Annotated in this window: 26 protein-coding genes; 13 read left to right on the forward strand and 13 right to left on the reverse strand. The window is 73.8% G+C overall.

The window, feature by feature from the left end:
* Positions 1-158: 158 nt before the first annotated feature.
* A complete protein-coding gene (locus D6B71_RS18150; RefSeq protein WP_121257686.1) occupies positions 159-794 on the forward strand; it encodes a DUF2238 domain-containing protein in 636 nt (211 codons plus the stop codon).
* Position 795: 1 nt separating this feature from the next.
* Here the strand turns inward: D6B71_RS18150 and D6B71_RS18155 are convergent, their stop codons facing one another.
* Together D6B71_RS18155 and D6B71_RS18160 are read right to left on the reverse strand one after the other, a co-directional pair.
* Complete coding sequence (locus D6B71_RS18155; protein ID WP_240641542.1) at positions 796-1359, reverse strand: DUF488 domain-containing protein; 564 nt, start codon at positions 1357-1359, stop codon at positions 796-798.
* On the reverse strand, positions 1356-1862 hold the full coding sequence (locus tag D6B71_RS18160; RefSeq protein WP_121257687.1) for a MarR family winged helix-turn-helix transcriptional regulator: 507 nt from the start codon (positions 1860-1862) through the stop codon (positions 1356-1358). The genes D6B71_RS18155 and D6B71_RS18160 overlap by 4 nt, the downstream gene beginning before the upstream one ends.
* Before the next feature lie 112 nt (positions 1863-1974).
* Between D6B71_RS18160 and D6B71_RS18165 the strand changes: the two genes are divergently transcribed.
* Positions 1975-2766: an SDR family NAD(P)-dependent oxidoreductase gene (locus D6B71_RS18165; RefSeq protein WP_121257689.1), complete on the forward strand. Its 792-nt coding sequence runs from the start codon at positions 1975-1977 to the stop codon at positions 2764-2766.
* A gap of 102 nt (positions 2767-2868) precedes the next feature.
* Here the strand turns inward: D6B71_RS18165 and D6B71_RS18170 are convergent, their stop codons facing one another.
* The 5 genes from D6B71_RS18170 to D6B71_RS18190 all read right to left on the reverse strand — a co-directional run bounded on the left by D6B71_RS18170 (position 2869) and on the right by D6B71_RS18190 (position 8943).
* On the reverse strand, positions 2869-3777 hold the full coding sequence (locus D6B71_RS18170; RefSeq protein WP_121257691.1) for a VOC family protein: 909 nt from the start codon (positions 3775-3777) through the stop codon (positions 2869-2871).
* Between the two features lie 55 nt (positions 3778-3832).
* Complete coding sequence (locus tag D6B71_RS18175) at positions 3833-5014, reverse strand: acyl-CoA dehydrogenase family protein (protein ID WP_206051844.1); 1182 nt, start codon at positions 5012-5014, stop codon at positions 3833-3835.
* Positions 5015-5136: 122 nt separating this feature from the next.
* Positions 5137-6210 carry an ABC transporter permease gene (locus D6B71_RS18180; protein WP_121257695.1) on the reverse strand — a complete coding sequence of 358 codons (1074 nt, stop codon included), beginning with the start codon at positions 6208-6210 and terminating at the stop codon, positions 5137-5139.
* Positions 6203-7741 carry a sugar ABC transporter ATP-binding protein gene (locus D6B71_RS18185; RefSeq protein WP_121257697.1) on the reverse strand — a complete coding sequence of 513 codons (1539 nt, stop codon included), beginning with the start codon at positions 7739-7741 and terminating at the stop codon, positions 6203-6205. Before D6B71_RS18185 ends, D6B71_RS18180 begins: the two co-directional genes overlap by 8 nt.
* Positions 7742-7743: 2 nt before the next feature.
* On the reverse strand, positions 7744-8943 hold the full coding sequence (locus D6B71_RS18190; protein ID WP_121257699.1) for a sugar ABC transporter substrate-binding protein: 1200 nt from the start codon (positions 8941-8943) through the stop codon (positions 7744-7746).
* Between the two features lie 204 nt (positions 8944-9147).
* Here D6B71_RS18190 and D6B71_RS18195 point away from each other — a divergent pair, with 204 nt between their 5' ends.
* From D6B71_RS18195 to D6B71_RS18205, 3 genes are all read left to right on the forward strand, one after another.
* On the forward strand, positions 9148-10434 hold the full coding sequence (locus D6B71_RS18195; RefSeq protein ID WP_121257701.1) for a multidrug effflux MFS transporter: 1287 nt from the start codon (positions 9148-9150) through the stop codon (positions 10432-10434).
* 46 nt (positions 10435-10480) lie between these two features.
* A complete protein-coding gene (locus D6B71_RS18200) occupies positions 10481-11770 on the forward strand; it encodes a TetR/AcrR family transcriptional regulator (protein WP_121257703.1) in 1290 nt (429 codons plus the stop codon).
* Positions 11771-11967: 197 nt separating this feature from the next.
* Positions 11968-12753, forward strand: coding sequence for an IclR family transcriptional regulator (locus D6B71_RS18205; RefSeq protein WP_121257704.1), 786 nt, complete (start codon positions 11968-11970; stop codon positions 12751-12753).
* Here D6B71_RS18205 and D6B71_RS18210 read toward each other — a convergent pair.
* From D6B71_RS18210 to D6B71_RS18220, 3 genes are read right to left on the reverse strand one after another with little or no spacing between them, the layout of a single operon-like run.
* Positions 12741-13469, reverse strand: a complete 729-nt coding sequence (locus D6B71_RS18210) for an MFS transporter (protein ID WP_126688314.1) — start codon at positions 13467-13469, stop codon at positions 12741-12743. The genes D6B71_RS18205 and D6B71_RS18210 overlap by 13 nt on opposite strands.
* 17 nt (positions 13470-13486) lie before the next feature.
* Positions 13487-14665, reverse strand: coding sequence for an acyl-CoA dehydrogenase family protein (locus D6B71_RS18215; RefSeq protein WP_121257708.1), 1179 nt, complete (start codon positions 14663-14665; stop codon positions 13487-13489).
* A gap of 13 nt (positions 14666-14678) precedes the next feature.
* Positions 14679-15533 carry an alpha/beta fold hydrolase gene (locus D6B71_RS18220; RefSeq protein ID WP_121257710.1) on the reverse strand — a complete coding sequence of 285 codons (855 nt, stop codon included), beginning with the start codon at positions 15531-15533 and terminating at the stop codon, positions 14679-14681.
* 200 nt (positions 15534-15733) lie between these two features.
* Between D6B71_RS18220 and D6B71_RS18225 the strand changes: the two genes are divergently transcribed.
* The 7 genes from D6B71_RS18225 to D6B71_RS18255 all read left to right on the forward strand — a co-directional run bounded on the left by D6B71_RS18225 (position 15734) and on the right by D6B71_RS18255 (position 23154).
* Positions 15734-16714, forward strand: coding sequence for an isocitrate lyase/PEP mutase family protein (locus D6B71_RS18225; RefSeq protein WP_121257712.1), 981 nt, complete (start codon positions 15734-15736; stop codon positions 16712-16714).
* Positions 16711-18120 (forward strand): FAD-dependent oxidoreductase, encoded by a 1410-nt coding sequence (locus D6B71_RS18230; protein WP_121257814.1) that lies wholly within the window; start codon positions 16711-16713, stop codon positions 18118-18120. The genes D6B71_RS18225 and D6B71_RS18230 overlap by 4 nt, the downstream gene beginning before the upstream one ends.
* Positions 18117-18842, forward strand: coding sequence for an SDR family NAD(P)-dependent oxidoreductase (locus D6B71_RS18235; RefSeq protein ID WP_240641543.1), 726 nt, complete (start codon positions 18117-18119; stop codon positions 18840-18842). Before D6B71_RS18230 ends, D6B71_RS18235 begins: the two co-directional genes overlap by 4 nt.
* Positions 18843-18906: 64 nt before the next feature.
* On the forward strand, positions 18907-19503 hold the full coding sequence (locus D6B71_RS18240; RefSeq protein WP_121257715.1) for a cysteine hydrolase family protein: 597 nt from the start codon (positions 18907-18909) through the stop codon (positions 19501-19503).
* On the forward strand, positions 19500-20984 hold the full coding sequence (locus D6B71_RS18245) for an FAD-dependent oxidoreductase (RefSeq protein WP_240641544.1): 1485 nt from the start codon (positions 19500-19502) through the stop codon (positions 20982-20984). The genes D6B71_RS18240 and D6B71_RS18245 overlap by 4 nt, the downstream gene beginning before the upstream one ends.
* Positions 20981-21784 (forward strand): aspartate/glutamate racemase family protein, encoded by an 804-nt coding sequence (locus D6B71_RS18250; RefSeq protein ID WP_121257719.1) that lies wholly within the window; start codon positions 20981-20983, stop codon positions 21782-21784. The genes D6B71_RS18245 and D6B71_RS18250 overlap by 4 nt, the downstream gene beginning before the upstream one ends.
* Positions 21781-23154: an FAD-dependent oxidoreductase gene (locus D6B71_RS18255; RefSeq protein ID WP_240641545.1), complete on the forward strand. Its 1374-nt coding sequence runs from the start codon at positions 21781-21783 to the stop codon at positions 23152-23154. Before D6B71_RS18250 ends, D6B71_RS18255 begins: the two co-directional genes overlap by 4 nt.
* Here D6B71_RS18255 and D6B71_RS18260 read toward each other — a convergent pair.
* Positions 23121-23738 (reverse strand): PepSY domain-containing protein, encoded by a 618-nt coding sequence (locus tag D6B71_RS18260; RefSeq protein WP_121257721.1) that lies wholly within the window; start codon positions 23736-23738, stop codon positions 23121-23123. The two genes, D6B71_RS18255 and D6B71_RS18260, sit on opposite strands and share 34 nt — an antisense overlap.
* 152 nt (positions 23739-23890) lie before the next feature.
* Here D6B71_RS18260 and D6B71_RS18265 point away from each other — a divergent pair, with 152 nt between their 5' ends.
* Complete coding sequence (locus D6B71_RS18265; RefSeq protein ID WP_164519733.1) at positions 23891-24676, forward strand: alpha/beta fold hydrolase; 786 nt, start codon at positions 23891-23893, stop codon at positions 24674-24676.
* Here the strand turns inward: D6B71_RS18265 and D6B71_RS18270 are convergent.
* Together D6B71_RS18270 and D6B71_RS18275 are read right to left on the reverse strand one after the other, a co-directional pair.
* A complete protein-coding gene (locus D6B71_RS18270; protein ID WP_206051845.1) occupies positions 24624-26024 on the reverse strand; it encodes a sensor histidine kinase in 1401 nt (466 codons plus the stop codon). The genes D6B71_RS18265 and D6B71_RS18270 overlap by 53 nt on opposite strands.
* Positions 26017-26694, reverse strand: coding sequence for a response regulator transcription factor (locus D6B71_RS18275; protein ID WP_121257727.1), 678 nt, complete (start codon positions 26692-26694; stop codon positions 26017-26019). The genes D6B71_RS18270 and D6B71_RS18275 overlap by 8 nt, the downstream gene beginning before the upstream one ends.
* Between the last annotated feature and the right edge of the window lie 175 nt (positions 26695-26869).

Raw genomic sequence — 26869 nt, forward strand, 5'->3', positions numbered from 1 at the left:
ATCCAGGGGATCCTGTGTCCGGGAGCATGCCGCCTCCGGTGCCGTCAGGCGACATTGGGAAGTCTTCGGCTGCCGGTGTGGTCGACGAGGTAGAACCCGCCGTCGCCGGGCAGGCTCGACCACGGGAGCGCTCAGAGCAGTCGGGCTAGCCTTCCCGGATGAACGCCCGAAGGCTGCTCCTCGGCGACTGGACCCCCTGGTTCCGCGACGGCATCGACGTGCTGCGGGTCGTCCTCGTGATCGCGATGGTCGCCGCGTTCGCCGCCGGCGAGGTCGCCGGCGGCCTGGCCCTCGGGTTCGCCGCCGCCCTCGCCCTCGTGGCACGCCTGGTCAACCTGCCGCGCCCCTACGACTTCGGCTTCGTCCTCGTGCTGACGCTGCACGCGCTCGGCGAGGCGTTCGGCTGGTACGACTCGCTGGGGTGGTTCGACCGGGTCGTCCACGTCGTGCTGCCCTGCCTCGCCGCCCCGGTGATCTACATCGGGCTCGCCAGGCTGGACGTGCTCCCCGACCCGCGCGACGACACCCACGTGCGGCACTACGTCGGCATGGCGATGGTCGCGTTCTGCATCGGCATGGCCGTCGGGGGCCTCTGGGAGATCGTCGAGTTCAGCTCCGACGGCCTCCTCGACACGGCCCTGTCGGAGGGCAACGCCGACACCGTCGGCGACCTCGTGGCCGACGCGGTCGGCTCGGCGCTCGGCGCCCTCCTGCTGGTCGCGTGGGCCGTCTGGGGCTGGGGGTCGGTACGCCGGGTCACCGGCGTCAACACCTACGAGGCCACCGAGGCCTGAGCTATCCGGCAGCCGGGTCAGCCGGGTAGAACAGCTCGTCCCCCACCCGCCGCGCCCCCTCGGCGGGAGCATGAGCGGTTCGCCGCCCGTCGTGCGCGAGGTGCTCGACCTCCGCGCCGTGCAGCAGCACCGCGGCGTCGCTGATCATCCGCCGGTGACAGCGCCACCACAGCGACTCGCTGCACATCACCGCCACCACCCGGCCCTGCGCCGCCTCGCCCAGCACCTCCCGCAGCGCCTCGCCGAAATCGGTCGTGCGCATGTGGGCGGCGTACCCCCGGAACGCGGCGACCTTCCACCACCCGTCCACGTCGTCCTCGCCTGCGGGCACCCGGCGCCGACCGCCCAACCGCGGCTCCCACCGGTAGGCGACACCCTCCGCCGGCAGCCACTCGGCGAGCGCGTCGCTGCTCACATCGGGGTTGCGACGGCTGCCCGGGAACCGCCGGACGTCGACGAGCAGCTCGACCCCGGCGTCAGTCAGCAGCGCCGCCAGCTCCGCCCGACCCGCCGTCCCGTGACCGACGGTCAGCAGCCGCCCGGGCGCGGCTCCCGCACCGCTCACCCGGAACCGCCCGGTCCGACCGGCGGGCGCCACCCGTCCTCGTCACGGATCGCCCCCATCACCCGCCGGCTGATCGCCTGCAGCTGCCGCGCCTGGGCCTGGGTCAGCGGGTCGAGCACCAGCCTCCGGACCGTCGCGACGTGCCCCGGCGTGACCTCTTCGACCAACTGCACCCCGAGCTCGGTCAGGATCGCCAACGTGTAGCGCCCGTCCGCCGGGTCCGGCCGCCGCCGCAGCAGCCCCCGCTTCTCCAGGCGCACGGCAGCCCGCGACAGCCGCGACAGCGAGCTGTTGGCGAAGCCCGCCAGCACGCTCATCCGCAGGGTCCGCCCCTCGGCCGCATCCAGCGCATAGAGGACGCCGTACTCGAAGTGCGTCAGCCCGGCATCGCGCTGCAATTGTGCGTCGAGTGCCGCCGGCAGCCACTCCAGCACGGTCGCCACGGCCGACCAGGTCTCGAGCTCGTCGCCCTCCAGTCGCGCGGACGAGGTGAGGTCGGACATGGCCGCACCCTACGCGACCGGACCGCTGGCCGACGCACCGGCTGACTTGCCTGAGCAAGTGAAACCACCTACGTTTCACTTGCTCAGGCAAGTCAAATGGAAGCAGGACGGCATGGATCTGCAGCTCACCGGCAAGACCGCGTTCGTCAGCGGCTCCACCCAGGGCATCGGGTACGCCGTCGCCGAAGCGCTCCTGCGCGAGGGCGTCGCCGTCACGGTCAACGGCCGGGGCGCCGAGCGGGTGGCGGCGGCCGTCGCCCGACTCGAGGCGGCGGTTCCCGGCGCGAACGTCTCCGGACTGGCCGCCGACTTCTCGCAGCCCGAGCAGGTCGACCGGCTGCTCGACTCCCTCGACCAACCCGACATCGTGGTCAACAACGTCGGCGTCTTCGAGCTCGCCCCCTTCGCCGACATCACCGACGACGACTGGCAGCGCTATCTCCAGGTCAACCTGATGAGCGGCGTCCGCCTCTCCCGCCACGCGCTCCCCGCCATGCTCGACCGGGGCTGGGGCCGGATCATCTTCATCGGCAGCGAGTCGGGCGTGAACGTGCCGGCCGACATGGTCCACTACGGCGTCACGAAGGCCGCGATGCTGGCGCTCGGCAACGGCCTGGCCAAGCTCACCCGCGGCACCGCGGTGACCGTCAACACGATCCTGGGTGGTCCGACCTACTCCGACGGGGTCGCCGCCGCGGTCACCCGGCTGGCCGAGGCGCAGTCGATGCCGGCCGCCACGCTGAAGGACGCCGTCGCCGCCCAGAACCGGACGTCGCTGCTGCAGCGCTTCATCGACCCGGCCGAACTGGCCGCCCTCGCGACCTACCTCGCCAGCCCGCTCTCCGCGGCCACCAACGGCGCGGCACTCCGCGCGGACGGCGGCACCCTCACCACCCTGCTGTGACCTCGCCGCACGCAGACATGGCGGACAAGGCGGACAGCACAGCCGACCGCCCCGGACGGGAGATCCGTCCGGGGCGGTCGGGGGCATGGCGGCCCGACGCGGTCAGTCCGCGGCGAGCGGGTGCACGATGCCCGGCGGGCGGTTCTTCGCCTCCGGGTCGAGCTTGTGGCCCCAGATCGCGGCGGAGCCGTAGGTGTAGGGCACCCAGTCCTGGTTGACCTCGATGCCGTCGAAGCCGACCTCGACGTTGAACAGCGACGGCGTGGCGCAGTAGAAGCTGAACGTCTTGTCGTTGGTGTGCCGGCCCAGGCTCAGCGTGAGCGGCACGTCGTACTTGTCGAGCATGTCGTAGGCCGACCCGACGTCGTCGATCGACTGCATCTGCAGCATCAGGTGGTTGAACACCGCGACGCCGGGCGGGCACTGGCCCAGCGCGAGCGTGTGGTGGCGTTCGTTGACGTGGTAGAACCGCGCGTTCAGCTGGCCGGGCACGATGATCTTGTCCGACAGCTTGAAGCCGAGCACGTCGTGGAAGAACCGGTGGCCGGCCTCGATGTCGGGCATCATCAGCAGCACGTGGCCCAGGCCCTGGGTGCCGGTCACGAAGCCGGAGATCGCCCGGCCGGGCCGGAACGTCGCGGGGTAGAAGTGCTGGCCCCAGCTCACCTCGTGCGGGAAGCCCCACGGGTCGGTGAAGGTGACCAGCTGGTTCACGGCGCGGGCCTCGGCCAGCTCGGCGGAGCCGCGCTCGGCGGCCACCCCGGCGGCGCGCAGCCGCTCGAGGACGACGTCGAGGTCCTCCTCGTGGTCGACGGCCCAGCCGAAGTAGGCCACCGAGTCGGCCTCGGCGGGGTGCACCTGGATGCGCCAGGCGGCGTCGTCGACGCGCAGCCGCACCGAGCCGTCGGGTCCGTCCTCGGCGATCTCGGCGCCGAGGAACCCGGCCCCGAACTCGCGCCAGTCCTCCGATCGGGGTGAGTTCACCCCGAGGTAGGCGAGCGAAGTGATCATCTCTGGGTCTCCTGTGTGTGGTGGGGGTGCGAGTCGGACGGGGCTTGGCAGTGGTTCAGACGAACAGGGCCGGGCTGGCGTCGCCGCCGAGGTCGTCGGTGGACCAGCCGGTGTAGACGTTCTCCGCGACGTTGCAGATGTGGCTGAGCCCGACCTGCAGGTCGCGCCAGTAGCGCTCGTTGGGGAAGTCGGTGCGGATGCCGCTGGCGCCGCTGATCTTGTAGAGCCGGTCGATCGCGTCGGCGGCCCGGCGGGTGGCGCGCACCTGGTCGCGGCGGAAGGTCAGCCGCTGCGATCGGGTGATCTCGCCGCCCTTGGTGACGTAGTCCTGCAGCTCCACCGCCGAGGTCAGCAGGTGCGACCGGCTGGCGGCGATGTCGGCCGCCGCCTCGGCGTACACCGTGAGCTGGGTCGGGTCGGTCTTGCCGACGATGCCGTCGGCGGAGACCCGGGTGCTCAGATAGTCGCGGTACGCCGCGAGCGCGCCCTGGGCGATGCCCTGGGTGGCGGCGCCGATCGCCGCCGAGAACACCAGCGGGAACTTCAGCCGGTAGAGCGGCTTGCCCTCCTGCCGGTGCTCGTACCCGCCGGCGAGCATCACCGAGGCCTCGACGACCCGGTAGTCGGGGATGAAGACGTCGGTCATCTGGACGTCTTTGGAGCCGGTGCCCAGCAGGCCCATGACGTTCCAGGAGTCCTCGACGATCTCGTAGTCCTTGCGCGGGATCACGAAGTGCCGGATGTCCGGCGGCATGCCGGGCTGGCCGTCCTCGCCGACGACGATGCCGCCGAGGATCACCCACTCGGAGTGGTCGGTGCCGGTCGAGTAGGGCCAGCGGCCCGTGAACAGGAAGCCGCCGTCGACGCGGCGGGCGCGGCCGAAGGGCGCGTAGGGCGAGGCGGTCCAGGTGTCCTGGTCCTCGCCCCAGATCTCCTGCTGCAGCCGCGGGTCCATCATGGCGATCTCCCACGGGTGGACGCCGACGACGCCGGCGACCCAGCCGGCCGACGGCGCGGCAGCGCCGACCGCCATCCCGGCCTCCAGGAAGTCCGCCAGGGTCGCCTCGTAGCCGCCGTGCTCGACGGGCTGGAGCAGCCGGACCAGGCCGGTCTCCTTCATCGTCTCGACGGTGCGGTCGGTCAGGCGGCCCAGCTGGTCGCTGGGGACGGCCTCCTCCCGCAGGACGTCGGCGGCCTTGTGGACCTTCTCCAGCACCTCGTGCATGGGCTTCCTCATCTCTGGTGGTGTGGCTGCGGAGTCCGTAGCGATCACTACAGCCACGCTAGGTTCGTGTGACGTGGGCCACCACCGGGTCGTGCCGTTCCGCGGCACGCCCCTCCGGCCCGGTCGGCGAGCGGTCAGCGCGCTCGGGATCGGTCGCGGACGACCTTGGCGAGCGCGACGGCGACGACCAGGCCGGCGCCGTAGAAGACGTTCTGGATCCAGCCGGCGTAGCCGAGCAGCTGCAGGCCGAAGATGCCGGTGGTCAGGAAGTAGATCGCGACCATCGTGCCGAGCGGGTTGAACGCTCCGGGCTGCACGACGGAGGTGCCGAGGAAGACCGCGGCCAGCGCCGGCAGCAGGTAGCTGTTGGAGGTCGAGGAGTCGAAGCCGCCGACGGTGGCGACCAGGATCAGCCCGGCCAGGCCGGCGAGCAGACCGGCGGTCACGTAGGCACCGAAGCGGACCCGCTTCACCCGGATGCCGGCGAGCCGGGCGACCTCGGCGTTGGCGCCGACGAAGACCATCGCCCGCCCGAGCGGCGTCCACGCCAGCACGTAGGCGATGAGCAGCGCCAGCACGATGCCGTACCAGAACGAGACCGGCATGCCGAGGACGTCGCCGATGGCGATCTTCGCCAGCCCGGGGCTGCTGACCGAGACGATGGTGGAGCCCGAGACCAGCTGGGCCACGCCGGTGAGCAGCGTGGCCATGCCCAGCGTGACCACGAACGACGACACGTCGAGCACGACGACGAAGAAGCCGTTGATCGCGCCGGCCAGCACCGCGGCCCCCACCCCGATGGCGCAGGCCAGCACGATGTTCACGTCGTGCATCCCGGCGAGCACCGGGATCGTGGTCGCCGCGATGCCCATCATCGCCGCGACGGAGAGGTCGAACTCCCCCACGACCAATGTCACCAACGCCGACATCGCCAGGAAGACGAGCACCTGCTGGGAGCCGAAGATCGAGGAGAACGTGCCGCTGGTGCCGAAGGTGTCGGGCACCTGGAGATAGAAGTAGAGCGCCATCACCGCCCAGACGCCGATCAGGGCGTACTTCGAGGCGGCCGTGCGCAGCAGGTTCCCGGCGCGGCCGGGCCGGGCCCGCTCGCCGTGGTTGGGGATGGCGGTGTCGGTGCCGCTGTCGGTGACGAGCCGGCGGGCGGTCTCGTCGTCGCTGACGAGGTGGTCGACGGTGGTCTCAGGCATGGGAGGCTCCGGTGGTCGTGGGGACGGCATAGATCGCCTCGAGCAGGGCGTCGGGATCGTCGGTACGCAGCTCCTGCGGCTCGGCGCCGGGCTGCAGCACCAGGACCCGGTCGCAGATCTCGACCAGGTCGGTGGGCTCGGTGCTCACCAGCAGCACCCCGCGGCCGGCGGCCGCAGCGGCGCCGATGGCGTGCAGGAGGTCGGCCCGGGCGCCCACGTCGACGGCCTGGGTGGGCTCGTGCAGCACGAGCAGGTCGGGTCCAGTGGAGAGCCACTTGGCGAACAGGACCTTCTGCTGGTTCCCGCCGCTGAGCTCCTTGACCAGGTCCGCGCCCGAGCGGGCCTTGATGCCGAGCCGGGTCACGGCCTCGCCGGTGACCTCGTCCTGCCAACGACGCCGAACCAGCCACGGCCGGCCGCGGCGCCGCAGGCTCGGCAGCGCCACGTTGTCGCGCACGCTGAGGTCGACGGCGAGGCCGTCGCGGACCCGCCGCTCCGGCACCAGCGCGATGCCGGCCCGCAGGGCGTCGGAGACCTCGGCGCGGCTCAGGTCGATCCGGCCCGTCGGGGTGGTGACGGTGCCGGCGGCCCCGCGGGCGGCCCCGGCGAGCAGGTAGGGCACCTTCTCGAAGCCGGTGCCGGGCAGCCCGGTGAGGCCGACGACCTCGCCGCGGCGGACCGTGAACGACACCGACCGTCCGTCGACCTCGAGACCGGCGACCTCCGCGACCGCGTCCTCGGGCAGCCCCGCAGGGACGGGCACCCGGGTGACCGCGTCCACGGTCTTGCCGAGCATGAGCCGGGCCAGGTCCGCCTCGCCGAGCTCGGCCGTGGGCAGCCCGGCGCCGGCCACCCGGCCGTCGCGCAGCACCGTCACCCGGTCGCTGAGCGTCAGCACCTCCTCGAGGTTGTGGCTGACCATCAGCACCGAGGTGCCGGAGGCGACCACGCGGCCGAGCAGGTCGTGCATCCGGGCGAGGTCCTCGCGGGGCAGGGCCCGGGTCGCCTCGTCGAGGATCATCAGCCCCTCCCCCGGCACGGTGCCGCGCAGCGCCCGGGCGATCGCGACGCCGGCGCGGTGCGCGGGCGGCAGCTCGTCGACGAGCGTGCGGGGGTGGACGGGGATCTCGAGCCGGCCGAGGATCTCGGCGGCCAGCTCGTCCTGCCGGCGCCAGTCGATGCGGCCGGTGAACCGCGACCGGGCGAAGCCGCCGATCCCGATGTTCTCGCTGACGGTCAGGTGGTCGAGCAGGCCCATGTCCTGGTGCACGACGGAGACTCCGGCCGCCTGGGCGGCCCGCCACTGGACGGGCAGCGCGATCGGCTGCCCGTCCACCTCGAGGGTCATCCCGCCGTCCGGCGGGTGGTAGCCGGTGAGGATCTTGACCAGCGTCGACTTGCCGGAGCCGTTCTGACCCACGAGGGAGTGGATCTCCCCGGGCTGGACGACCAGGTGGGCGTCGGTCAGCACCGTGGTGGGGCCGAAGGTCTTGCTGGCGCCGCGGGCCTCCAGCCGGGGAGTCGCGGTCATGGTCAGCTCACGCCCCAGGCCTGGAGGAACAGGTCCTTGAACCGGTCGTCGCCGAACCAGTCCGGGGTGAAGTAGGCGTCGTCGGTCAGCTCGAGGTCACCGACGTTCTCGGCCGTGAAGTCGCGGGTGACCATCGCGTCGGCCGGCTGCACCTCGTCGCCGGCGAGCAGCTGCATCAGGCCGTTGGCGTACTTCCAGCCCTCGTAGATCACCGGGGTGCCGAGGTCGGAGGCCTGCTGGCCGTCGCGCACCCGCTGCAGCCCGGCCAGGTCGGAGCTGGAGGAGAAGACCTTCACCTGGTCGGCCTTGCCCGAGCTCTGCAGGCCCTGCATCGCCGGCGGCACGAAGCTGTCGACCGGCACGATCATCGCGTTCGTCTCGGGGTTGGCGACCATCGCGGCGCTGACGGCCGAGGGCAGCTTGTCGAGGTTGGCGGTGGTGAAGTCGGCGGTGGCGACGCCGCAGGTCGGGCAGAGCTCCTTGAAGGTCGCGACGCCCTGGTCGCTGGCGTCCCGGGTGGTGGTGGAGTCCATCAGCCGCAACCACAGCACGTTGGTGTCCTCGCCGCCCTGGGCGAGCGCGGACATCGACATCGCGTCGTAGAGCTGGCCGACCCGGCCGGTGTTGTCGTAGAAGGCGAGGGTCTCGTCCGACTCGCGGCCGCCGGTGGGCTCGACGCCGCCCACCAGGACCGGCACGCCCTGCTCGGCGAGCGCGTCGAACGCGGTGCCGGCCATGGCGTAGTCGATGAAGAGGGAGACGACCGCGTCCGCGCCCTGGTCGCCGGCCTGCTTGAGGCAGTCGGCGACCGCGGTGGGCGTGAACTTGCCGTCGCAGATCGTGGTGGTCGCCCCGACCGCCTCCATCGCGTCCTGGATGCCGACCGCGACGCCGTGGATCACGGGGATGTTGTCGCCGAGCGGGATGACCGTGATCTTCTTCCCCTCCATGTCGGGGGTGGCGGAGAGCGCCGGCTCCTCGGGGTAGTCGGTGACCGGGCCGCTCCACGAGGCGACCGCCTCCTCGGCCTTCTCGATGCCCGACGCGCTGTCCTCGGCGGTGCCGCTGGAGTCGGCCTGCACGGTGTCCTGCGCGCAGGCGCCGAGGGTGCCGACGAGCGCCGCGGTCGCGACGAGTGCCGCACCCTGGCGCCGGAGGGTCTGACGTCGGTTCTGACGAGCGAGTGACCGGATGGTTGTCATGGGTGTCCTTCTGCCGTGCCGCGGGCCGGGGGGCCGCTGGAGTGGTCGGTGGTGTCCGAGACTGAGCCGACCTTGGGGGCTCGTGGCGCGGGTCACACAGCGACCCGTGCCGCTCTGCGGACCGACGCCGGGCCGGCCGGTCGGCGTTCCACGGACAGGCACGGCGATGTCGTCCGCCGCCCCGCGGGACGCCAGGATGCGCCGGTGACCGCCACCTCCCCCGACGCAGCGACCGACGCAGCGACCGCCGCACCGACCGGCGTCCCCACCGAGCTCTCCCGTGGGGTCCTGGTCACTCTCGGCGCGCTCACCGCCGTCGCGCCGCTGGTCACCGACCTCTACCTGCCGGGACTGCCCGACCTGGCCCGGTCCCTGGGCACGTCGGATGCGATGGCGCAGCTGACGATGTCGGTCTGCCTGGTCGGCCTGGCGCTGGGGCAGCTGGTGGCGGGCCCGCTCAGCGACCGGATCGGCCGGATGCGCCCGCTGCGGTGGGGCGTGCTGGTGTTGACCGTCACCTCGTTCGTGTGCGCGGTCGCGACCGACGTGTGGGTGCTCCTGCTGCTGCGCCTGGCGCAGGGGCTGGCGGGAGCGGCGGCGATGGTGGTGGCCCGGGCGATCGTGCGCGACGTCTACTCCGGGGCCCGGGCCGCCAAGGTCTTCTCCGAGCTGATGCTGGTGATGGGGCTGGCGCCGATCCTGGGCCCGCTGCTGGGCGGGCAGCTGATGACGCTCACCGACTGGCGCGGCATCTTCGTGGTCCTCGGCCTCGTCGGCCTGCTCCTGCTGGCCGCCTCCCGGCTGGTGCTCGTAGAGACCCGTCCGGCGGCGTCGCGGCAGGCGGTCCCGGTGCCAGCGCGGGCGCTGCGCCGGCTGGTCGCCGACCGGCGGTTCCGCGGCTTCCTGGTGCTGAGTGCGCTCCTCGGCGTCGTCCTGTTCGCCTACATCTCGATGAGCTCGTTCGTGCTCCAGGACGGCTACGGGCTGGGGCCGGTGGCCTACGCGTGGGTCTTCGGCGCGAACGCCGCCGGCATGATCGTCGGCAGTCAGGTCAGCGCCCGGCTGGTCGGCCGTCTCGGTCCGGCGACGCTGCTGCGGTGGGGCCTGCTCCTCGTCGGCGCCGCCACGGTCGCGCTCGCGGCCGCCCTGGCCTGGGAGGCACCGCTGGCGGTCGCCGCCGGACCGATGTGGCTGGTGCTGGCCGGCCTCGGCCTCTCCCTGGGCAACAGCACGGCACTGGCGCTGACACCACACGGCGCGGACGCCGGCTCCGCGGCGGCGCTGCTGGGTGCGAGCCAGTTCCTCCTCGGCGCCGCGGTGCCGCCGCTGGTGTCGGTGGGCGGCGTGTCGGGCGGGCTGATGGGCGCCACCATGGCCGTCGCCGGCGTAGGCGCGCTGCTGACGCTGTGGCTCGGCATCGGCTCCCGCCTGGTCCTCGCCGCCGCGGCGCACGCGTCCGCCGTCCCCGATCCCCACCAGCCGACTCACTAACATTGGGCGCGGCCGCGACCGGCCGCCCACCCCTCGGAGCGGAGCCATGGCACGCAAGACGACCCGTCACCACGCACAGGGCGAGGAGTCGCGGCGAACGATCCTCGACGCCGCGCTGCGCATCGCCGGTGAGCGCGGCTACGTCGGCACCACGATGGCGCAGCTGACCAAGGCCAGCGGGCTGCCCGGCAGCTCGGTCTACTGGCACTTCCGCAACAAGGACGACCTGCTCGCCGACGCGCTCGACCACGGCTACCGGCGCTTCTCCGAGGAGCACCCGCGCTGGGTCGACCTCGACCCCGACCGCCCGCTGCTCGACGAGCTGCTGGTCCAGCTCCAGGCCACGGCCCGGGCGCTCGACGAGGAGCCGGGGTTCTGGCGGGCCGGGCTGCTGCTCGCCCTCGAGACCGGTCCCGCCGTCGGCAGCGGGCCGCGCGAGCGATTCCTCGGGGTGCGCGCCCAGGCCCTCACCCGCCTCACCGACTGGTGGACCCGCGCGCTCGCCGACGAGGCCGGCGCGTCTCCCGCGCACGCGCGCACCCTCGCGCTGGTGACGCTCTCGGGCACCGACGGTCTCTTCCTGGCCCACCAGTCGGACGACCAGGAGGACCTCACCCACCTGATCCACGCACTGGCCCACGGGCTGGTCGCCGCGGCCCGGCACCTGCTCGGCGATCGCCAGACGCCGCGGCGGGGCACCCGTCGCGGCTCGCCGGCGCGCCTGGTGCCCGACGATCCCGACTCCGGCCGGGAGCGGCTGCTGCGCGCCGCCGCGGACGTCGCCGCCGAGAGCGGCTACGACGGGGCGTCGATCGCTCGCATCTGCCGGCAGGCGGGGCTCCCGGCCAGCTCGCTCTACTGGCACTTCAAGGACAAGGACGACCTGATGGCCTCGGCGATCGAGCACTCCTACCAGGAGTGGTACGTCGCCCAGCCGGCCTGGCTGCCACCGTCACCGGGCACCGCCTGGCAGGACGACCTGCGCGACCACTTCGCGGTGAGCCTGCGCAGCCTCGCCGAGCGGCCGCTGTTCCTGCGACTGGGCCACATGCTGCTGCTGCTGCGCCGCGACGACCCGCCGGCGGCGCGTGCCCGCTTCGTCGGGGTGCGCCGCCAGGCCCGGCTGCTGCAGGAGCAGTGGTTCGCCACGGTGCTGCCCGAGGCCACCCCGGTGACGGCCGACGCCCTGTCGCTGCTGACGATGTCGCTCTCCGACGGACTGTTCTTCTCCTACCAGCTCGACGAGCCGAACTGGGACTCGGAGGTCTTCGCCGATCTGCTCGTCACCATGCTCGACGCCGCCGCGACGGCCCCGACCCTCTCGCCCGCAGGCTGACGCCCGGCTGGTCGCCCGGGCCCGCAGCGGGCCCCACGCCCCCACTTCAGTGGAGCGATCGTTACGCGCTCCGGACGGTCCCTCCGCGCCCGAAAGGTGAAAGTTCACCGACACTCTGGTCCTTCGCTGTATTGATCGCTACAGTGACTGACACCACAGGGAGTGATCGCGGTCACCACCGCGGAGCAGGAGGACCCATGACCGGCACGCTGGCCCCCGAGGCACCCACCCGCGAGTCCGACAAGCAGGCGACGCCGTCGGTGATGAAGGCGCTGCAGCTGCTCGACGCGTTCCGCGGCTCCGGCCCGACGCTCGGCGTCAGCGAGATCGCCCGTCGGGCGGGCGTGCCCAAGTCGACGGCGTTCCGGCTGCTCACCCACCTCGAGCAGGGCGGGTACGTCGAGCGGATCGGCCGCGACTACTGCCTGGGCCGGCACCTGTTCGAGCTCGGCAACAGCGTCCCGCTGTGCCGCCCGCACGGGCTGCGCGAGACCGCCGCCCCGCACCTGGGCCAGCTGCTGGTCCGCACCCAGCGGCTGGTCAACCTCGCCGTGCTCGAGGGCACCGAGGTGGTCTACCTGGAGAAGATCCACGGCCAGGACCAGCTGCAGGTCGCCAGTGCGGTCGGCGGGCGGATGCCCGCGGGCTGCTCCGCCCTGGGCAAGGCGATGTTGGCCTTCAGCGGCCGCGAGGCGATCCGCACGGTGCTCGAGGGCGGACTGGTGCGCCGCACCCGCTACTCGGTGGCCGACCCCGCTCGCTTCCTCGCAGAGCTCTCCCGGGTCCGGGCCGAGGGCGTCGCCTTCGACCGCGAGGAGATCCAGCTCGGCCTGGTGTGCGCCGCCGCGCCGGTCCTCGGGCCCGACGGTCGAGCGGTGGCCGCGGTGTCCGTGTCCGGTCCGGCCACCCGGTTCAACCCCGTCACCGCGGCCGCCGAGGTGCGCCGTACCGCCGACGCGATCGCCCGCGACTACCGCGGCTGACGTGCCCGCCGGGGCGACGCGGCAGTGACGGCCGCGCCGGCGACGACCAGCATCGCGAACACCCCGAACAGCAGCCGGTGGCCGAGCACGATGCCGTCGACGTCCGCGGCGGTGAGCGCGGCCGCGTCGCCGGACACGAACGACTCGGCCGCCGCCGGGCCCACGAACGCCACCGCGAGCGCCAGCGACATCGCGGTCGCCAGCGCCAGGCTGGTGCTCTGCAGGGTCACCCGCACCGCGTTCACCCGGCCGGCGCGGTCCGCGGGCACCCCCATCGCCCGCCCGAGCAGCCGGCCCGGGAACACGGTGACCAGCACCGCGACCGCGTTGCACAGCAGCATCGCGGCGCCGACCCCCTGCACCGCCCGGAGCACGACCACCTGGCCCACCTCGTCGGCGAGCGCCAGCCCGGCGCTGGTGACGGTGAACAGGGCGAGGCCGCCCACGAGCATCTGCCGGCGGTCGACGGCGTCCGCGACCTGCCCCATCAGCATCATCGAGGCGGTGTTGGTGAGCAGGTAGGCCGTCAGCGCCCAGCCCGTCCCGGACGCCGTGGCGTCGAGGTCGGCCGCCATGCTCGGCAGCGCGATCGTGAGCATCGTCGAGCTGAGCGAGATGACCACGGTCGCCAGGAAGACGACCGCGAGCACCTGGTAGGCGCCGGCGGGCACGTCGTCCGCGGACCGGGAGGGCTCTCGTCCCCTCGCCGCGGTCACCGTGCCCGCCGGAGACCTCACCAACCGAACGGGTCGACCTCGAGCCCGAACAGGTCGTGGCCGTAGGCCTGGTAGAGCGGGTGCGCGACGTTGCACATGTGGTTCATCCCGGCGTGCAGGTCGCGCCAGAACCGCTGCAGCGGCTGGTCGCGCTGCAGCGCTCCCCCGCCGGCGTTCATGAACAGCCGGTCCACCGCGTCGACCGAGCGGCGTACCGCCCGGACGCCGTTGCGGCGCAGCGCGATCCGCTGCTCGCGCTGGATCCGCTCGCCGCGCTCGACGGTGTCGACGAGCCGCGACCAGTCGTCGAGGAACTGCACCCGGCCGGCGTGGATGTCGGCCGCGGCCTCGCCCAGCGCGATCAGCTGGACCGGGTCCGAGACCGCCTTGGGCCCCCGGCCGGTCACCCGCTTGCGCGTGTAGTCGACGAACGCCGCCAGCGCGCCCTCGGCCATCGCGAGCGTCGCCGCGTTGATGGCCGCCGGGAAGATCGTGCCGAACGGCACCTGGTAGGTCACGGCGTCACGGCCGACGAGGCCCGCCTGGTAGCCGTCCTCGAAGTTCGCCGGCTTGTTGACCCGGTAGTCGGGCACGAACGCGTCGGGCACCGAGACGTCCTTGCTGCCCGAGCCGCGCAGGCCCAGCACGTCCCACGAGTCGTGGTGGACCTCGTAGTCGGACCGCGGGAGCACGAAGTTCCACGGCGTCGGGTCGGTGACGTTGCCGTCGTCGTCGACCATCAGCCCGCCCAGGATGATCCAGTCGCAGTGGTCGGTGCCGGAGGAGAACGGCCACCGGCCGCTGAACCGGTAGCCGCCCTCGACCTTGCGGGCCCGCCCGATCGGCGCGTAGGGCGAGGCGATCCAGGTGTCGGGGTCCTCGCCCCACAGCTCCTCCTGGAGCCGCTTGTCCCACTGGCCCAGCTGCCAGGGGTGGACGCCGACGACGCCGGCGACCCAGCCGGCCGAGCCGCACAGCGACCCCACCTTGAGCACGGTCTCGAAGAACTCGACCGGATGCGCCTCGTAGCCGCCGTACTCCTTCGGCTGGAGCATCCGGACCACGCCGGTGTCGCGCAGCTGCTTGGCGGAGAGGTCGCTCAGCCGGCCCAGCTCCTCGCTCTCGGCGGCGGTGCCGCGGAAGACCTCGGCGGCCTCCTCGACCCGGTTCAGCACCTCGTGCTTGACGGCAGCCATGACGCCGCTCCCCTCAGTTGTTCTCGACGAAGTCGGCGACGAGCCGGTTGAACTCGTCGGCGTGCTCGATCTGGGCCCAGTGGCCGCAGCGGTTGAGCAGCACCAGCCGCGCGTTGTCGATCATCGACACCAGGCGCAGCGAGTGCTCGAAGTGGACGACGCGGTCGTCGCGGCCGTGGATCAGCAGCGACGGCTGGGTGATCGAGCGGACCTCGGCCGGCGTGGCCGGCTTCGAGACCGGGCCGCGGCCGGCGGCCACCCCCTTGAGGAAGTTCTCCAGGTGGTCGGGGCGCGCCAGCGCCGCGTCGGAGCGCAGCCGGGCCAGCTCGTCGGTGGCGAACTCCGGCGAGAACGCCATGATGTCGACCAGCCGCTTCATCACCTCGGGGGTGGGGTTCCGGTAGCCCTCGAAGAGGATCTTCAGGCCCTCGCTCGGGCCGTCGCCGGGACCGAACAGCGTCGGCAGGTCGAGGAAGCTGCCGGGGCCCATCGTGATCAGGTGGGAGACCCGCTCGGGGTGCCGCGCGGCGACGGCCAGCGCGATCATGCCGCCCATCGAGTTGCCGACCAGCGCTGCCTTCTCGATGCCGAGCTCGTCCATCAGCTCGACGACGGCCTCGGGGTGGTCGTACTCGTCGGAGGGTGCGGAGTCGGACTTGCCCCAGCCCGGCGCGTCCCAGGCGATCGCCCGGAACCGCTCCGAGAGCGGGCCGAGGTTCGGGCGGAAGTTGCTCCAGCCGGTGGCACCCGCGCCGCTGCCGTGCAGCAGGATCACGGGGTGGCCCTCGCCGGCCTCGTTGTAGTGGAGCTTCCAGGACTTGGTCTGCGCGAAGCGGCTGGTGCCCTCTTCGGTCAGCTCGACGCTCATGTGTGCCTCTCCCTGGTCGGGGTCGTCTCAGCGGGGATCCGCGGTGTCCGCTGATCAAACCCCCGATGTGGCGCCGGTCTCTCCCCCTCCGTGCCGCCAGGCGGACCACGACCCGGGCCTCGGGGCGGTGCCCGGTGCCAGCCTGCTGACACCGCACCCACGGAGGTCCCGCCTTGTCCGCTCCGCCCACCACATCCGCCATGTCGGCCTCGTCGCCCGCGCCGGCCGATCGGCCCTGGGCCGACGCGCTCACCGGCGTCGGCCCGATGCCGAGCGCGCACCAGCGCCGGCTCGCGCTGCGTGCCGCGCTCGCCGGCACCGCCGCCGGCGGCCCGCTGGTGCTGCCCGGCGTCACCGACGCCCTGGGCGCCCGCCTGGTCGAGCAGACCGGCTTCGCGGCCGCCTACGCCACCGGCGCCGGCCTGGCCAACGCGCAGTACGGCGTGCCCGACCTCGGACTGGTCTCGCTCGGCGAGGTCGTCGACCACGTCGAGCGGCTCACCGAGGCCACCGCGCTGCCGGTCGTCGTCGACGCCGACACCGGCTACGGCGGCCCGCTCTCGGCGATGCGGACGGTGCGTCTCCTCGAGCGGGCGGGGGCGGCCGCGCTGCAGCTGGAGGACCAGGAGATGCCCAAGCGCTGCGGCCACTTCGACGACCACCGGCTGATCCCGACCGCACACATGCAGGCCAAGATCGCGGCCGTGCTCGACGCACGCACCGACGACGCGCTCGTGCTGGTCGCCCGCACCGACGCGCGCAGCGCCGAGAGCCTGGACGCCGCGATCGAGCGCGGCCACGCCTACGTCGAGGCCGGCGCGGACGTGCTGTTCGTGGAGGCGCCGCGCACCGTCGACGAGCTGGCCCGGGTCGGCCGCGAGCTGGCCGGCGTGCCGCTGGTGGTCAACGTCGTCGAGGGCGGCAAGACGCCCCAGCTGGAGCTGAAGGAGTACGCCGACCTCGGGTTCGACGTCGTGCTCTTCGCCAACTACCTGATGCGCTCGATGATGGCCGCCGGCCGCGACGCGCTGGCCCACCTCGCCGCCACCGGCGAGACCGCCTCCCGCGCCGGCGCGATGGCCACCTGGGCCGAGCGGCAGCAGCTGTTCCACCTGCCGGAGTTCACCGCCGCCGAGGCGCACTACGACCGGCCGTGGGTCCGGTCCGGGGGCCGGGCATGATCCCGGGCCTCCCCTACGCGACCGAGCTGCCCGACCGGGTCGGCGTCCTCGTCCTCGGCTCCGGCCTCGCCGGCTGCGCCGCCCTGCTCGCCGCCGCCGAGGCCGGGCAGTACGCGGTGCTGCTGGAGAAGACCGACGCGATCGGCGGGTCCACGGTGCGCTCCGCGGGCCTCTCGGCCTTCGCCGGCACCGACGAGCAGACCGCCCAGGGCATCGCCGACTCCGTCGAGCTGCTCCGCAAGGACCTCGTCGAGACCGGCAAGCACGTGGGCGACGAGGCGCTGGTCGACCTCTACTGCGACCACCAGCTCGACACCTACCGGTGGCTCAAGGAGCACGGCGTCCGCTACGGCGAGGTGCACGCGGCGTCCGGCCAGTCCGTGCCCCGCTCCCACCCCACCGACACCACCGGCATGCTCGTGCACCTGCTCAAGGCGGCCGGCCGGCTCGGCGCGCGGCTGCTGATGGACACCCCCGCCCGGCGGCTGCTGCGCGAGGAGGGCCGGGTCGTCGGCGTCGAGGTCGACGGGCCCGACGGCCCGCACCGGATCGCCGCCGACGCGGTCGTCGTCGCCACGGGCGGGTTCGCGCAGAGCCCCGAGCTGCTGGCCCGGTTCGCCCCGCAGATGGAGCACGCGCTGCGCGCCGGCGGACCCGGCTGCACCGGCGACGGGCTGCTGATGGCCTGGCAGTTGGGCGCCGGCGTCGTGGACACGCCGTACGTCAAGGGCACCTACGGCATCTTCCACCGCCCGCACCCCGACGAGGACGGCACCGGCATCCTCGCCGTCTACAAGGGCGCGATCGCGGTCAACCGCGAGGGCCGCCGCTTCGTCGACGAGTCGCTGCCCTACAAGGAGATCGGCGACGCCGCGCTCGCCCAGCCCGGCGTCACCACCTGGCAGGTCTTCGACGCGACCGTGATGGCGGCCAGCAACGACGAGGTGCCGATCTACGAGTTCGCCGGCCGCGACCGCGCCGGGATGCTGCTGCGCGGCGACACGGTCGCCGACCTCGAGGCCGTGATCGGGCTGCCCGACGGCTCGCTCGTCGCCACCGTCGACGACTACAACCGCCGGATCCGCGACGGCGACCCGGACCCGCTGGGCCGGCGGGCGCTGTCCAGCAGCGTCGGCGACCTGCTCCCGCTGGAGCGGCCGCCCTTCTACGCCCACCCCTCCGGCACCGTCGTGCTCGCCACCTACTGCGGCCTCACCGTCGACACCCGGATGCGCGTGCTCGACGTGTTCGGCGAGCCGATCGAGCGGCTCTACGCCGCGGGCGAGGTGATCGGGGGCTTCCACGGCGCCGGCTACATGACCGGCACCTCGATCGGCAAGGCCGGCATCTTCGGCCGGCTCGCCGGTCGCGAGGCCGCGGCCGAGGAGAGTGAGCTCGAGTGGTGAGCCCCTTCGACCTCGCCGGCCAGGTCGCCCTGGTCGTCGGCGCCGCGGCCGGTGGGCTCGGCGAGCGCGCGGCCCGGACAGTGGCCGAGGCCGGCGCCACCGTGGTCACCGCCGACCTCGACCCGACCGACGTGCACCACACCGCCGACGTCACCGACGAGGCCGCGGTGGACGCGCTGGTGGCCCGGGTGCTGGCCGACCACGGCCGGCTCGACGTGCTCGTCAACGCCGCTGGGCTGATGCTCCGCAAGCCCTACGACGAGACCACGCTGGAGGAGTTCGAGCGCGTGGTGCGGGTCAACCTGACCGGCACCTGGCTGCTCGACCGGGCCGCCGGCCGGGTGATGGCCGCCGCCGGGAGCGGCCGCATCGTGAACCTCACCACCGTCTACGCCGAGCGGGTCGGGCCGGTGCCGGAGTCGGCGTACTACGCCTCCAAGGCCGGCGTCGCCAACGTGACCCGCGCGCTGGCCGCCGAGCTCGGTCCGCACGGCGTGAGCGTCAACTGCCTGGCGCCCGGCGTCTTCTACCCGACCAAGATGACCGCGCCGCTGGGCGCCGACCCCGAGCGCCTCGACTGGTTCGCGAAGCGCACCATGCTCGGCCGCCTCGGCGACCCCGACACCGACCTCGCCGGCCCGCTGCTGCTGCTCGCCTCCCCCGCCGCCTCCTACGTCACCGGCCAGGTCGTCTACGTCGACGGCGGCTGGTCGGCCTGGTAGTCCGGCTCCCTTGCCCAGCCCTGCCTCTCCCACCTGCCCACTCCCCACAGAACGAGGAACCCCGATGACCGACTCCCGCAAGGCCCTGCTGCTGCTCGACTACCAGGTCGCGCTGTGCGAGGAGGGCCCGCACCTGCGGATGCCGCCGCTGGCCGCCCAGGTCGCCGAGCGCGGCGTCCTCGCCACCGCCGAGCGGGTGCTCGGCGCCGCCCGCGACGCCGGGTGGCTGGTGGTCCACGTGCGGCTCGCCTTCGACCCGACCTACGTGCTGCGCACCAACCGGCTGGCGCGCTTCGACGCCTACCCCGACCAGCAGGCGATGCTGGCCGACTCCCCCGAGGCGCAGATCGTCAAGGCCGTCGCCCCGCTGCCCGGCGAGCCGGTGGTCGACAAGGGCTGCGTCGACCCGTTCGTCGGCACGCCGCTGCGCGACGTGCTCGCCGCCGAGGGCGTCCGTGAGGTGGTGCTCGGCGGCGTCGCCACCAACCTCGTGGTCGAGTCCGCCGCCCGGCACGCCAGCGACGCCGGCCTGCAGGTCACCGTCGTCGAGGACATGTGCGCCTCGTTCCGCCCGGACTTCCACGAGTTCTCGGTGCAGAACATGCTGCCGCTGTTCGCGACCGTCACCACCGCCGACGAGCTGCTGGGGTCGCTGTCGTGACCCGCGGAGAGGTCGACCGGGAGGTGCACGAGTACGACGTCGTGGTGGTCGGCGGCGGCGTCGCCGGCCTGACCGCGGCCTGCTCGGCGGCCGAGCACGGCGCCCGGGTCGCGCTGGTCGACCGGGCGACCGAGTCCGAGACCGGCGGCAACACCCGCTACACCGAGGCGTTCCTGCGGATGGCCTCGCTGGAGGAGACCGCCGACGGGCTCGAGGACACCCTGGTCGAGGACTTCATGGGCCACCCCGACCCGAGCGTGGTCCACGAGGCCGCCGCGCCGGTCGAGCGCCGCTCGGCGCTCTACCGCAGCCACCACGTCGTCGACCCCGACTACGTCGCCGAGCTGGCCGCCGAGGCCCCGGGCACGCTGGCCTGGATGACCGGCCACGGGATGCGCTTCGACGTGCTGCCCACGCCGTTCCTCACCACCTCCACCACCCGGATGGCGCCGGTCGGCGGCGGCCTGGCGATCGTGGAGACGATGGGCAAGGCGGCCCGCGGACTCGGCGTGGCCTTCCACTTCGAGACCACCGCCCGCGCGCTGCTCACCGACCCGGGCGACGGCAGCGTGGTCGGCGTCGCGGCCAGCACCCCGGGCGGGCCGGTCGAGCTGCGCGGCCGGGTGGTGCTCGCCAGCGGCGGCTACCAGGGCAACGCCGAGCTGATGGCCCGCTATCACGGGGAGCGGGCGCTCACCACGCGCCCGGTCGCCCGCGGCGGCAACTACAACAAGGGCGAGGGCCTGGAGATGGCGCTCGCCCTGGGCGCGGCGACCGCCGGCAGCTTCTCGCTGTTCCACGCCGAGCCGGTCGACCCGCGCTCCGGCGAGCCCGAGGCGGCGATCTTCTGCTTCCCGCACGGCGTGCTGGTCAACGCCGCCGGCGAGCGGTTCACCGACGAGGCCCGCGGCCCGATCGACGCGTGGTACGAGCGCACCACCCGTGAGATCCAGGCGCAGGAGCGCGGCGTCGCCTGGGTCGTGCTCGACCAGCAGAGCCTGGCGGTGCCGAACCTGCGCGCGGGCATCCGCACCGACCAGCCGCCGGTGCGCGGGGCCACGCTGGCCGAGCTGGCCGCCCGGATCGGCGTGCCCGCCGACGCGCTCGAGCGCACGGTCGCGGCGTACAACGCCGCCTGCCCGGACCCCGCCGGCTTCGACCACCGCTCACCCGACGGCCTGGCCACGAACGGTCTGGTGCCGCCGAAGTCGAACTGGGCCCGACCGCTCGCCGAGGGACCGTTCGAGGCCTACCCGGTGATGGCCGCGAACGTGTTCACCTTCGGCGGGCTCAAGACCACCGCCGCGGCCGAGGTCGTCGATCGCGACGGCCGCCCCGTGGCCGGCCTCTGGGCGGCCGGTGAGCTGACCGGCCTCTACTACTCCAACTACACCGGCTCGACCTCGGTGCTGCGCGGTGCGACGTTCGGCCGGATCGCCGGGCGCGAGGCGGCCCGGTCCGTCGTGGGGGCGCCCGCATGAGGATCTGGCACCAGAGCTTCACCGTGCTCGACGACGTGCCGCACTATCGCGACGCGCTGGCCCGGCACCTGTCCGCGCAGGCGGCGCCGGGAACGAAGATCGACCTGCACGGCATGTTGCCCGGCACCTACCCCTCGGCGTACCCGGGCACCCACATCGGCCACGCCTACCTGGCCGGGCTGCACAAGGAGCAGTTCGTGCACGCCGCGCTGCGCGCCCAGGACGAGGGCTACGACGCGTTCCTGATCGCCACGATCCCCGACACCGGCTACGAGGAGGTCCGCTCGCTGGTCGACATCCCCGTGGTCGCGTTCGGGCACACCTCGCTGCTGATGGCGGGGATGCTCGGCGACCGCGTCGGCATCGTGAACTTCATCGCCGCCCTCACCCCGCAGCTGCGGCGCAACGTCGCGCACTACCGGCTCGAGGCGCTGGTGGGCCCGATCGTGCAGGTGGCCAAGGGGTTCACCGACGTGATGGCGGCGTACGCCGACCCGGAGCCGCTGCTGGCGGCGTTCACCGACGCGGCGCGGCAGGCGATCGCCCAGGGCGCGAACGTGATCGTGCCCGGCGAGGGGCCGCTCAACGTGTTCCTCGCCGACCAGGGCGTCACCCGGGTCGACGACGTGCCGGTGCTCGACTCGCTCGGCACCTGCGTGCGGGTCGCCGAGCTGCGGGCCGCCCAGCACGCGGCGACCGGGCTGCACCCGAACCGGGTCGGCTTCCACGGCTCGCAGCCGGCCCGCGAGGTCGTCGACGCTGCCCGGGCGTTCTACGGGCTGCCGGAGGTGCTGGGGTGAGCTGGGACCTGGAGGTCGACGTCGCCGTCGCCGGCGGCGGCGCCTGTGGGGTGATGACCGCGCTGCGTGCCGCCCAGGACCCCGACCTGGTGGTGGCGGTCTTCGAGCGCTCCACACGGGAGGGCTGCAACGCCGCGATCTCCAGCGGCAGCCTCGCCGCCGGCGGCACCCGCTTCCAGCGCGCGGCCGGCATCGTCGACTCCCCGGAGCAGCACGCGACCGACATCCTCGCCGCCAGCGGCGACCACGAGTGGGGCGACATCGTGCGCGCGCTGTGCGCGGTCGCCCCCGAGATGGTCGAGTGGCTCGCCGACGAGCTCGGCTACCCGGTCGAGATCGGCGCCGACATGCCGCGCGCCGGGATGTCGGTGCCGCGGCTGCACACCGACGTCGGACGCCACGGCGGCGGCCGGCTGATGGCGCACCTGCGCGCCGCCCTCGAGGGGCTGCCGAACGTCGCGTTCGTCGACGAAGCACCGGTGGTCGACCTGGTCGTCGACGACGGCACGGTGACCGGCCTGGTGGTCGAGCAGAACGGCGCCCGGCAGCGGGTGCGCGCGGGCGCGGTCGTGCTGGCCACCGACGGGTTCGCCGCCTCGCCGGCCCTGATGGCCGAGCACTGCGGCGACCTCGGCCACCCGTTCTACGGCGGGGTCGCCACCGCCACCGGCTCCGCCGTGCCGTGGCTGCACGCCCTCGGCGCGAGGTTCCGCAACATGGGCGCGTGCCTGCGCAGCGGCCTGGTCGTCGTCGACCACGGCACCCGGGTCTCCCCCGCGCTCCAGTTCAACGGCGCGGTGCTCCTCGACGCCGACGGCCGCCGGTTCGTCGACGAGGAGGCCCACGGCTACTCCTCGATGGCCGGAGTCCTTCGCGCCCAGCCCGGCGAGCGGGCCGCGATGGTGTGGGACGCCGAGGCGATGGCCGCCACCCGGCACTCGGAGATGATGCGCGACTGCCTGGCCGCGGGCGCGATCCGCGACCTGCCGGACCTGCCCGCGCTCGCGGCCGCGCTCGGGGTCGCTGCGGACACGCTGGCCGCGGCCCTCGAGCCGCTCCCCGGCCGCCGGCGCCTCGCCGCGCCGTACCACCTCGCCTGGGTGACCCACGGCGTGCTCGCCACCCAGGGCGGCGTCGTTGTCGACACCGCCGGCCGGGTGCTCGGCGGCGACGGGGAGCCGGTGCCGGGGCTGTACGCCGGCGGGGGCACCGTCTGCGGCCTGGCCGGGCCGTCGTCGGACGGCTACTCCTCCGGCAACGGGCTGCTCGCCGCGTTCGGCTTCGGCTGGATCATCGGCGACCGGCTCGCCGGGCGGGTCGACGCCGGGCCCGCGAGTCAGCGGTCGGCGCGCTTGCGCAGCACCTCGTAGGCCTCGTCGAGCTCGACGTCCCACTCGACGCCGTCGGGGTCGCGGACGTCGACCTCGTAGGCCTCGCCGGGGTCGTCGCCGGGCTCGACGTCGAGCACGGTGCCGCCGCCGACGGCGTCGAGGGCGGCCTTGCCGGCGGCGTCCCGCTCGGTCGCGTCGAGCGCACGGTCGTCACTGTCGTCTGCGTCGGTGACAAGCTCGTCGTTGTCGTTGTCGTTGTCGTTGTCGTTGTCGTTGTCGTTGTCGTTGTCGTCGCCATCATCGTCGGGGTCGTTCTCCCGGGCGACGACGGTCAGGTCCTCGTCGAGCGCGACGTCGACCTCGGTGCCGTCGGGCAGGCGGACCTCGACCTCGTAGGCCTCGCCGGGGTCGTCGCTGGTCTCGACGTCGACGGCCTCGCCGCCGCCGACGGCCTCGACGGCCGCAGCGGCGACGCGGTCCCGGTCACTGCCGGCGAGCTCGTCGTCGGCGGTGGCGGTCCACACGGTCCCGCCGACGCCGAGCACGGCAACGGCGGCGACCGTCGGGAGGACGACGCGCTTGCGGCGGAGGGCGGAGAGGCGGGGGCGCTTGAGCGTGGGCATGTCGGGCCTTTCGGGTCGGGATCGCTGCGGTGGTCCCACGATGCGCCAGCGTCGCTGAACCCTCCCTGAACGCACCTGAAGCCGCGTTCAGGGGCGCGCGACACCGGACGAAGCGCTGCACCCGCCCGAATCGGGCTGCCAGGATGGCGGCCATGACCGAGCAGGCCGGCGCCCCGGACGCGCCACGAGTCGAGATCTGGGGCGAGGGCGAGCCGGTCTTGCTCGTGCACGGGTCGATCGCGACCGGAGCGGAGACCTGGGAGCAGCAGCGGCCGCTGGCCGCCGAGGGGTTCGCCCTGGTCGTGCCCGACCGGCGCGGCTACGGCCGCAGCGCCGCGCTGGCCGCCGGCGAGGACTACGAGGTCGACGCCCACGACATCGTCGACCTGCTGGCGGTCCGGGGCGGTGCGCACCTGGTCGGTCACTCCTACGGCGGGATCGGGGCGCTGCTCGCGGCCGCCCTGCGGCCGGACGCCGTGCGGTCGCTGGTCGTGGTGGAGCCGCCGGCCTTCGCCGTCGCGGCCGGCCACCCTGCCGTGGACGCGATCGTCGCCGAGTCGGTCGCCCTGTGGGCCCGCGACGGTCTGTCCGACCGAGCCTTCGTGCTGGGGTTCCTGGCGACGCTGACGGACCCGACGGAGGTGCCCGAGCATCTCGTGGAGCACTGGACTCGGATCGTCGGGCCGCTGCGCCGGTGTCGTCCCCCCTGGGCGGCCCGGGTGCCGCTGGCCGAGCTCGCGGCCGCCCGGTTCCCGAAGGTCGTCGTGTCCGGTGGGCACCATGCTGCCTTCGACGCCACCTGCGAGGCCCTGGCCGCGGGGATCGGGGCGGAGCTGGTGGTGGTCACCGGGGCAGAGCACGAGGTGCAGGCCACCGGCGCGCCGTTCAACGACCTGCTGCGGGAGGTCTGGGGCCGGGCGCCGGCAGCCGGACGCTGAACCGGGCTCCACCGACAGGCGAGTCGGTGACCCCGACCGTGCCCCCGTGGGCGAGGACGATCTCGCGGACGATCGCCAGCCCCAGACCGCTGCCGCCGGCGTCGCGGGCGCGCGCCTCGTCCAGCCGGACGAACCGCTCGAAGACCCGCTCCCGCTGGTCGGCGGGGATGCCGGCGCCGTCGTCCTCGACGACCAGCTCGACCGCACCGGCCCGGTCCGGGCCCAGGGTGAGCCTGAGGGTGGACCGGGCGTGCCGGGCGGCGTTGTCGACCAGGTTGCGCACCACCTGCGCCAGGGCGAGCGGATCGCCGTCGACCCGGGCCGCCCCGACGCCGGAGGCGTCGACCGCGAGGCCGTCGCGGCGCACCCGCCGGGCCTCGGCCAGCACCAGGTCGTCGAGGTCGACCTCGCGGTGCATCCGGGCCAGCCCGCCCTCGTCGGCCCGGGTCAGCAGCAGCAACTGCTCCACCAGCCGCTGCATGCGCAGCGACTCCTCCAGCACCGTGTCGGCGAGCTCCCCGTCGGGGAGGGCCGCGGGGTGCGCGCGAGCGACCTCGGCGCTCTGCCGGATGCTGGCCAGCGGGGAGCGCAGCTCGTGGGAGGCGTCGGCGACGAACTGGCGTTGCCGGTCGCGGGAGTCCTGGAGCCGGCCGAGCATGGCGTTCATGGTCCGGGCCAGTCGCCCGACCTCGTCGCGGGTGCCCGGCTCGGGCACCCGGCGGTCGAGCCGGTCGCCCCCGATCCGCTCGACCTCGCGGCGGATCCGCTCGACCGGCGCGAGCGCCCGGCCGGCCACCATCCACGTGGTTCCGCCCACGAGGAGCAGCACCAGCGGCAGGCCGAGCGCCAGCGGCGAGATCAGCGCGTCGGTCGACTCCTCGACGTCCTCGAGCGAGGCGGCGACCACGATCTCGAGGTCACGGCCGCCGGCGTCCGCGTCGTCGGTCACCAGCAGGTAGGGCTCGTCCGCATCCGACAGGTCGACCTCGTCGCCCCCGTCGACGGGCAGCCGCCCCAGCCCCGGCTGGGAGGCGGCCAGCACCGTGCCACGCTCGTCGAGGACCTGCCAGACCAGCTCGTCGGGGTCCTCGTCGGCCTCGTCGGGGTCCCCGGTGGGCAGCGCGGACACCCCGCCGCCCTCGACCTGGGCCACCAGGTCGGCGGCCCGCTGCTCGGCCGTCACCTCCACGCCGTCGCGCAGCGAGCCACGGACCAGCAGCACGAGGGCGACGGCGGCGACCGCGAGCACGACCGCCACCACCAGCACGGCCGCGGCCGTGGTGCGCAGCCGCACGGAGCCGGGGGCCCACCCGCGCCGGTCCCTCGCGGTCCTCGGCCGCTCAGCCACCGTCGCTCCGCAGCCGGTAGCCGGCGCCGCGCAGCGTCTCGATCGCCTGGCGCCCGAACGGCCGGTCGATCTTGTTGCGCAGGTGGCGCACGTAGACCTCCACGATGTTGGGGTCGCCGTCGAAGTCGACGTCCCAGACCGCCTCGAGGATCTGCCGCTTCGAGACCACGTCTCCGGGGTGGCGCGCCAGGAACGCGAGCATGGAGAACTCCCGCGCGGTGAGCTCGACCTCGGTCTCACCCCGCCAGACCCGCCGGGCGGCCGGGTCGACGCGCAGGTCGCCCACCCGCAGCTCGGTCGGTCGCTCCCGGGCGCCGCGCCGCGCCACCGCGCGCAGCCGGGCCACGAGCACCGGGAACGAGAACGGCTTGGTGAGGTAGTCGTCGGCGCCGGTGTCCAGGCCCTCGACCTGGTCCCATTCGCCGTCCTTGGCAGTGAGCATGAGGATCGGCGTCCAGTCCTGCTCGGCGCGGAGCGTCTCGCAGACCTTGTAGCCGTTGATCCCGGGCAGCATCAGGTCGAGCACGATCGCGTCGTAGTCGTTCTCCCGCGCCAGCCACAGCCCGTCGGTGCCGTCGTTGGCGACGTCGACCGCGAACCCCTCGGCCTCGAGACCGACCCGCAGCGAGCGCGCGAGCCGCACCTCGTCGTCGACGACGAGCACACGCATAGGGGCCTCCCGGGGTCGGGGCACCATTCTCCGCCACGGGTGCTGAACCTCCGCTGAACGCCCGCCGGTGAGACCCCGCCCCCGGGCAGCCGCGTCAGCGAGCGAGCACGTTGAGAAGCACGGTGAGGAGCACGGACGCCAGCACCGAGATCAGGATCATGGCCAGACAGCCGGG

It is taken from the genome of Nocardioides ferulae, assembly GCF_003660455.1.
Classification (GTDB): Bacteria; Actinomycetota; Actinomycetes; order Propionibacteriales; family Nocardioidaceae; genus Nocardioides; species Nocardioides ferulae.

Bases quoted from the DNA above. Each gene is read 5' to 3' on its own strand.
- D6B71_RS18150 (WP_121257686.1), top strand. From the start codon at position 159: ATGAACGCCCGAAGGCTGCTCCTCGGCGACTGGACCCCCTGGTTCCGC.
- D6B71_RS18160 (WP_121257687.1), bottom strand. From the start codon at position 1,862: ATGTCCGACCTCACCTCGTCCGCGCGACTGGAGGGCGACGAGCTCGAG.
- D6B71_RS18165 (WP_121257689.1), top strand. From the start codon at position 1,975: ATGGATCTGCAGCTCACCGGCAAGACCGCGTTCGTCAGCGGCTCCACC.
- D6B71_RS18170 (WP_121257691.1), bottom strand. From the start codon at position 3,777: ATGATCACTTCGCTCGCCTACCTCGGGGTGAACTCACCCCGATCGGAG.
- D6B71_RS18175 (WP_206051844.1), bottom strand. From the start codon at position 5,014: ATGAGGAAGCCCATGCACGAGGTGCTGGAGAAGGTCCACAAGGCCGCC.
- D6B71_RS18180 (WP_121257695.1), bottom strand. From the start codon at position 6,210: ATGCCTGAGACCACCGTCGACCACCTCGTCAGCGACGACGAGACCGCC.
- D6B71_RS18185 (WP_121257697.1), bottom strand. From the start codon at position 7,741: ATGACCGCGACTCCCCGGCTGGAGGCCCGCGGCGCCAGCAAGACCTTC.
- D6B71_RS18190 (WP_121257699.1), bottom strand. From the start codon at position 8,943: ATGACAACCATCCGGTCACTCGCTCGTCAGAACCGACGTCAGACCCTC.
- D6B71_RS18200 (WP_121257703.1), top strand. From the start codon at position 10,481: ATGGCACGCAAGACGACCCGTCACCACGCACAGGGCGAGGAGTCGCGG.
- D6B71_RS18205 (WP_121257704.1), top strand. From the start codon at position 11,968: ATGACCGGCACGCTGGCCCCCGAGGCACCCACCCGCGAGTCCGACAAG.
- D6B71_RS18215 (WP_121257708.1), bottom strand. From the start codon at position 14,665: ATGGCTGCCGTCAAGCACGAGGTGCTGAACCGGGTCGAGGAGGCCGCC.
- D6B71_RS18220 (WP_121257710.1), bottom strand. From the start codon at position 15,533: ATGAGCGTCGAGCTGACCGAAGAGGGCACCAGCCGCTTCGCGCAGACC.
- D6B71_RS18225 (WP_121257712.1), top strand. From the start codon at position 15,734: ATGTCGGCCTCGTCGCCCGCGCCGGCCGATCGGCCCTGGGCCGACGCG.
- D6B71_RS18230 (WP_121257814.1), top strand. From the start codon at position 16,711: ATGATCCCGGGCCTCCCCTACGCGACCGAGCTGCCCGACCGGGTCGGC.
- D6B71_RS18240 (WP_121257715.1), top strand. From the start codon at position 18,907: ATGACCGACTCCCGCAAGGCCCTGCTGCTGCTCGACTACCAGGTCGCG.
- D6B71_RS18250 (WP_121257719.1), top strand. From the start codon at position 20,981: ATGAGGATCTGGCACCAGAGCTTCACCGTGCTCGACGACGTGCCGCAC.
- D6B71_RS18260 (WP_121257721.1), bottom strand. From the start codon at position 23,738: ATGCCCACGCTCAAGCGCCCCCGCCTCTCCGCCCTCCGCCGCAAGCGC.
- D6B71_RS18265 (WP_164519733.1), top strand. From the start codon at position 23,891: ATGACCGAGCAGGCCGGCGCCCCGGACGCGCCACGAGTCGAGATCTGG.
- D6B71_RS18275 (WP_121257727.1), bottom strand. From the start codon at position 26,694: ATGCGTGTGCTCGTCGTCGACGACGAGGTGCGGCTCGCGCGCTCGCTG.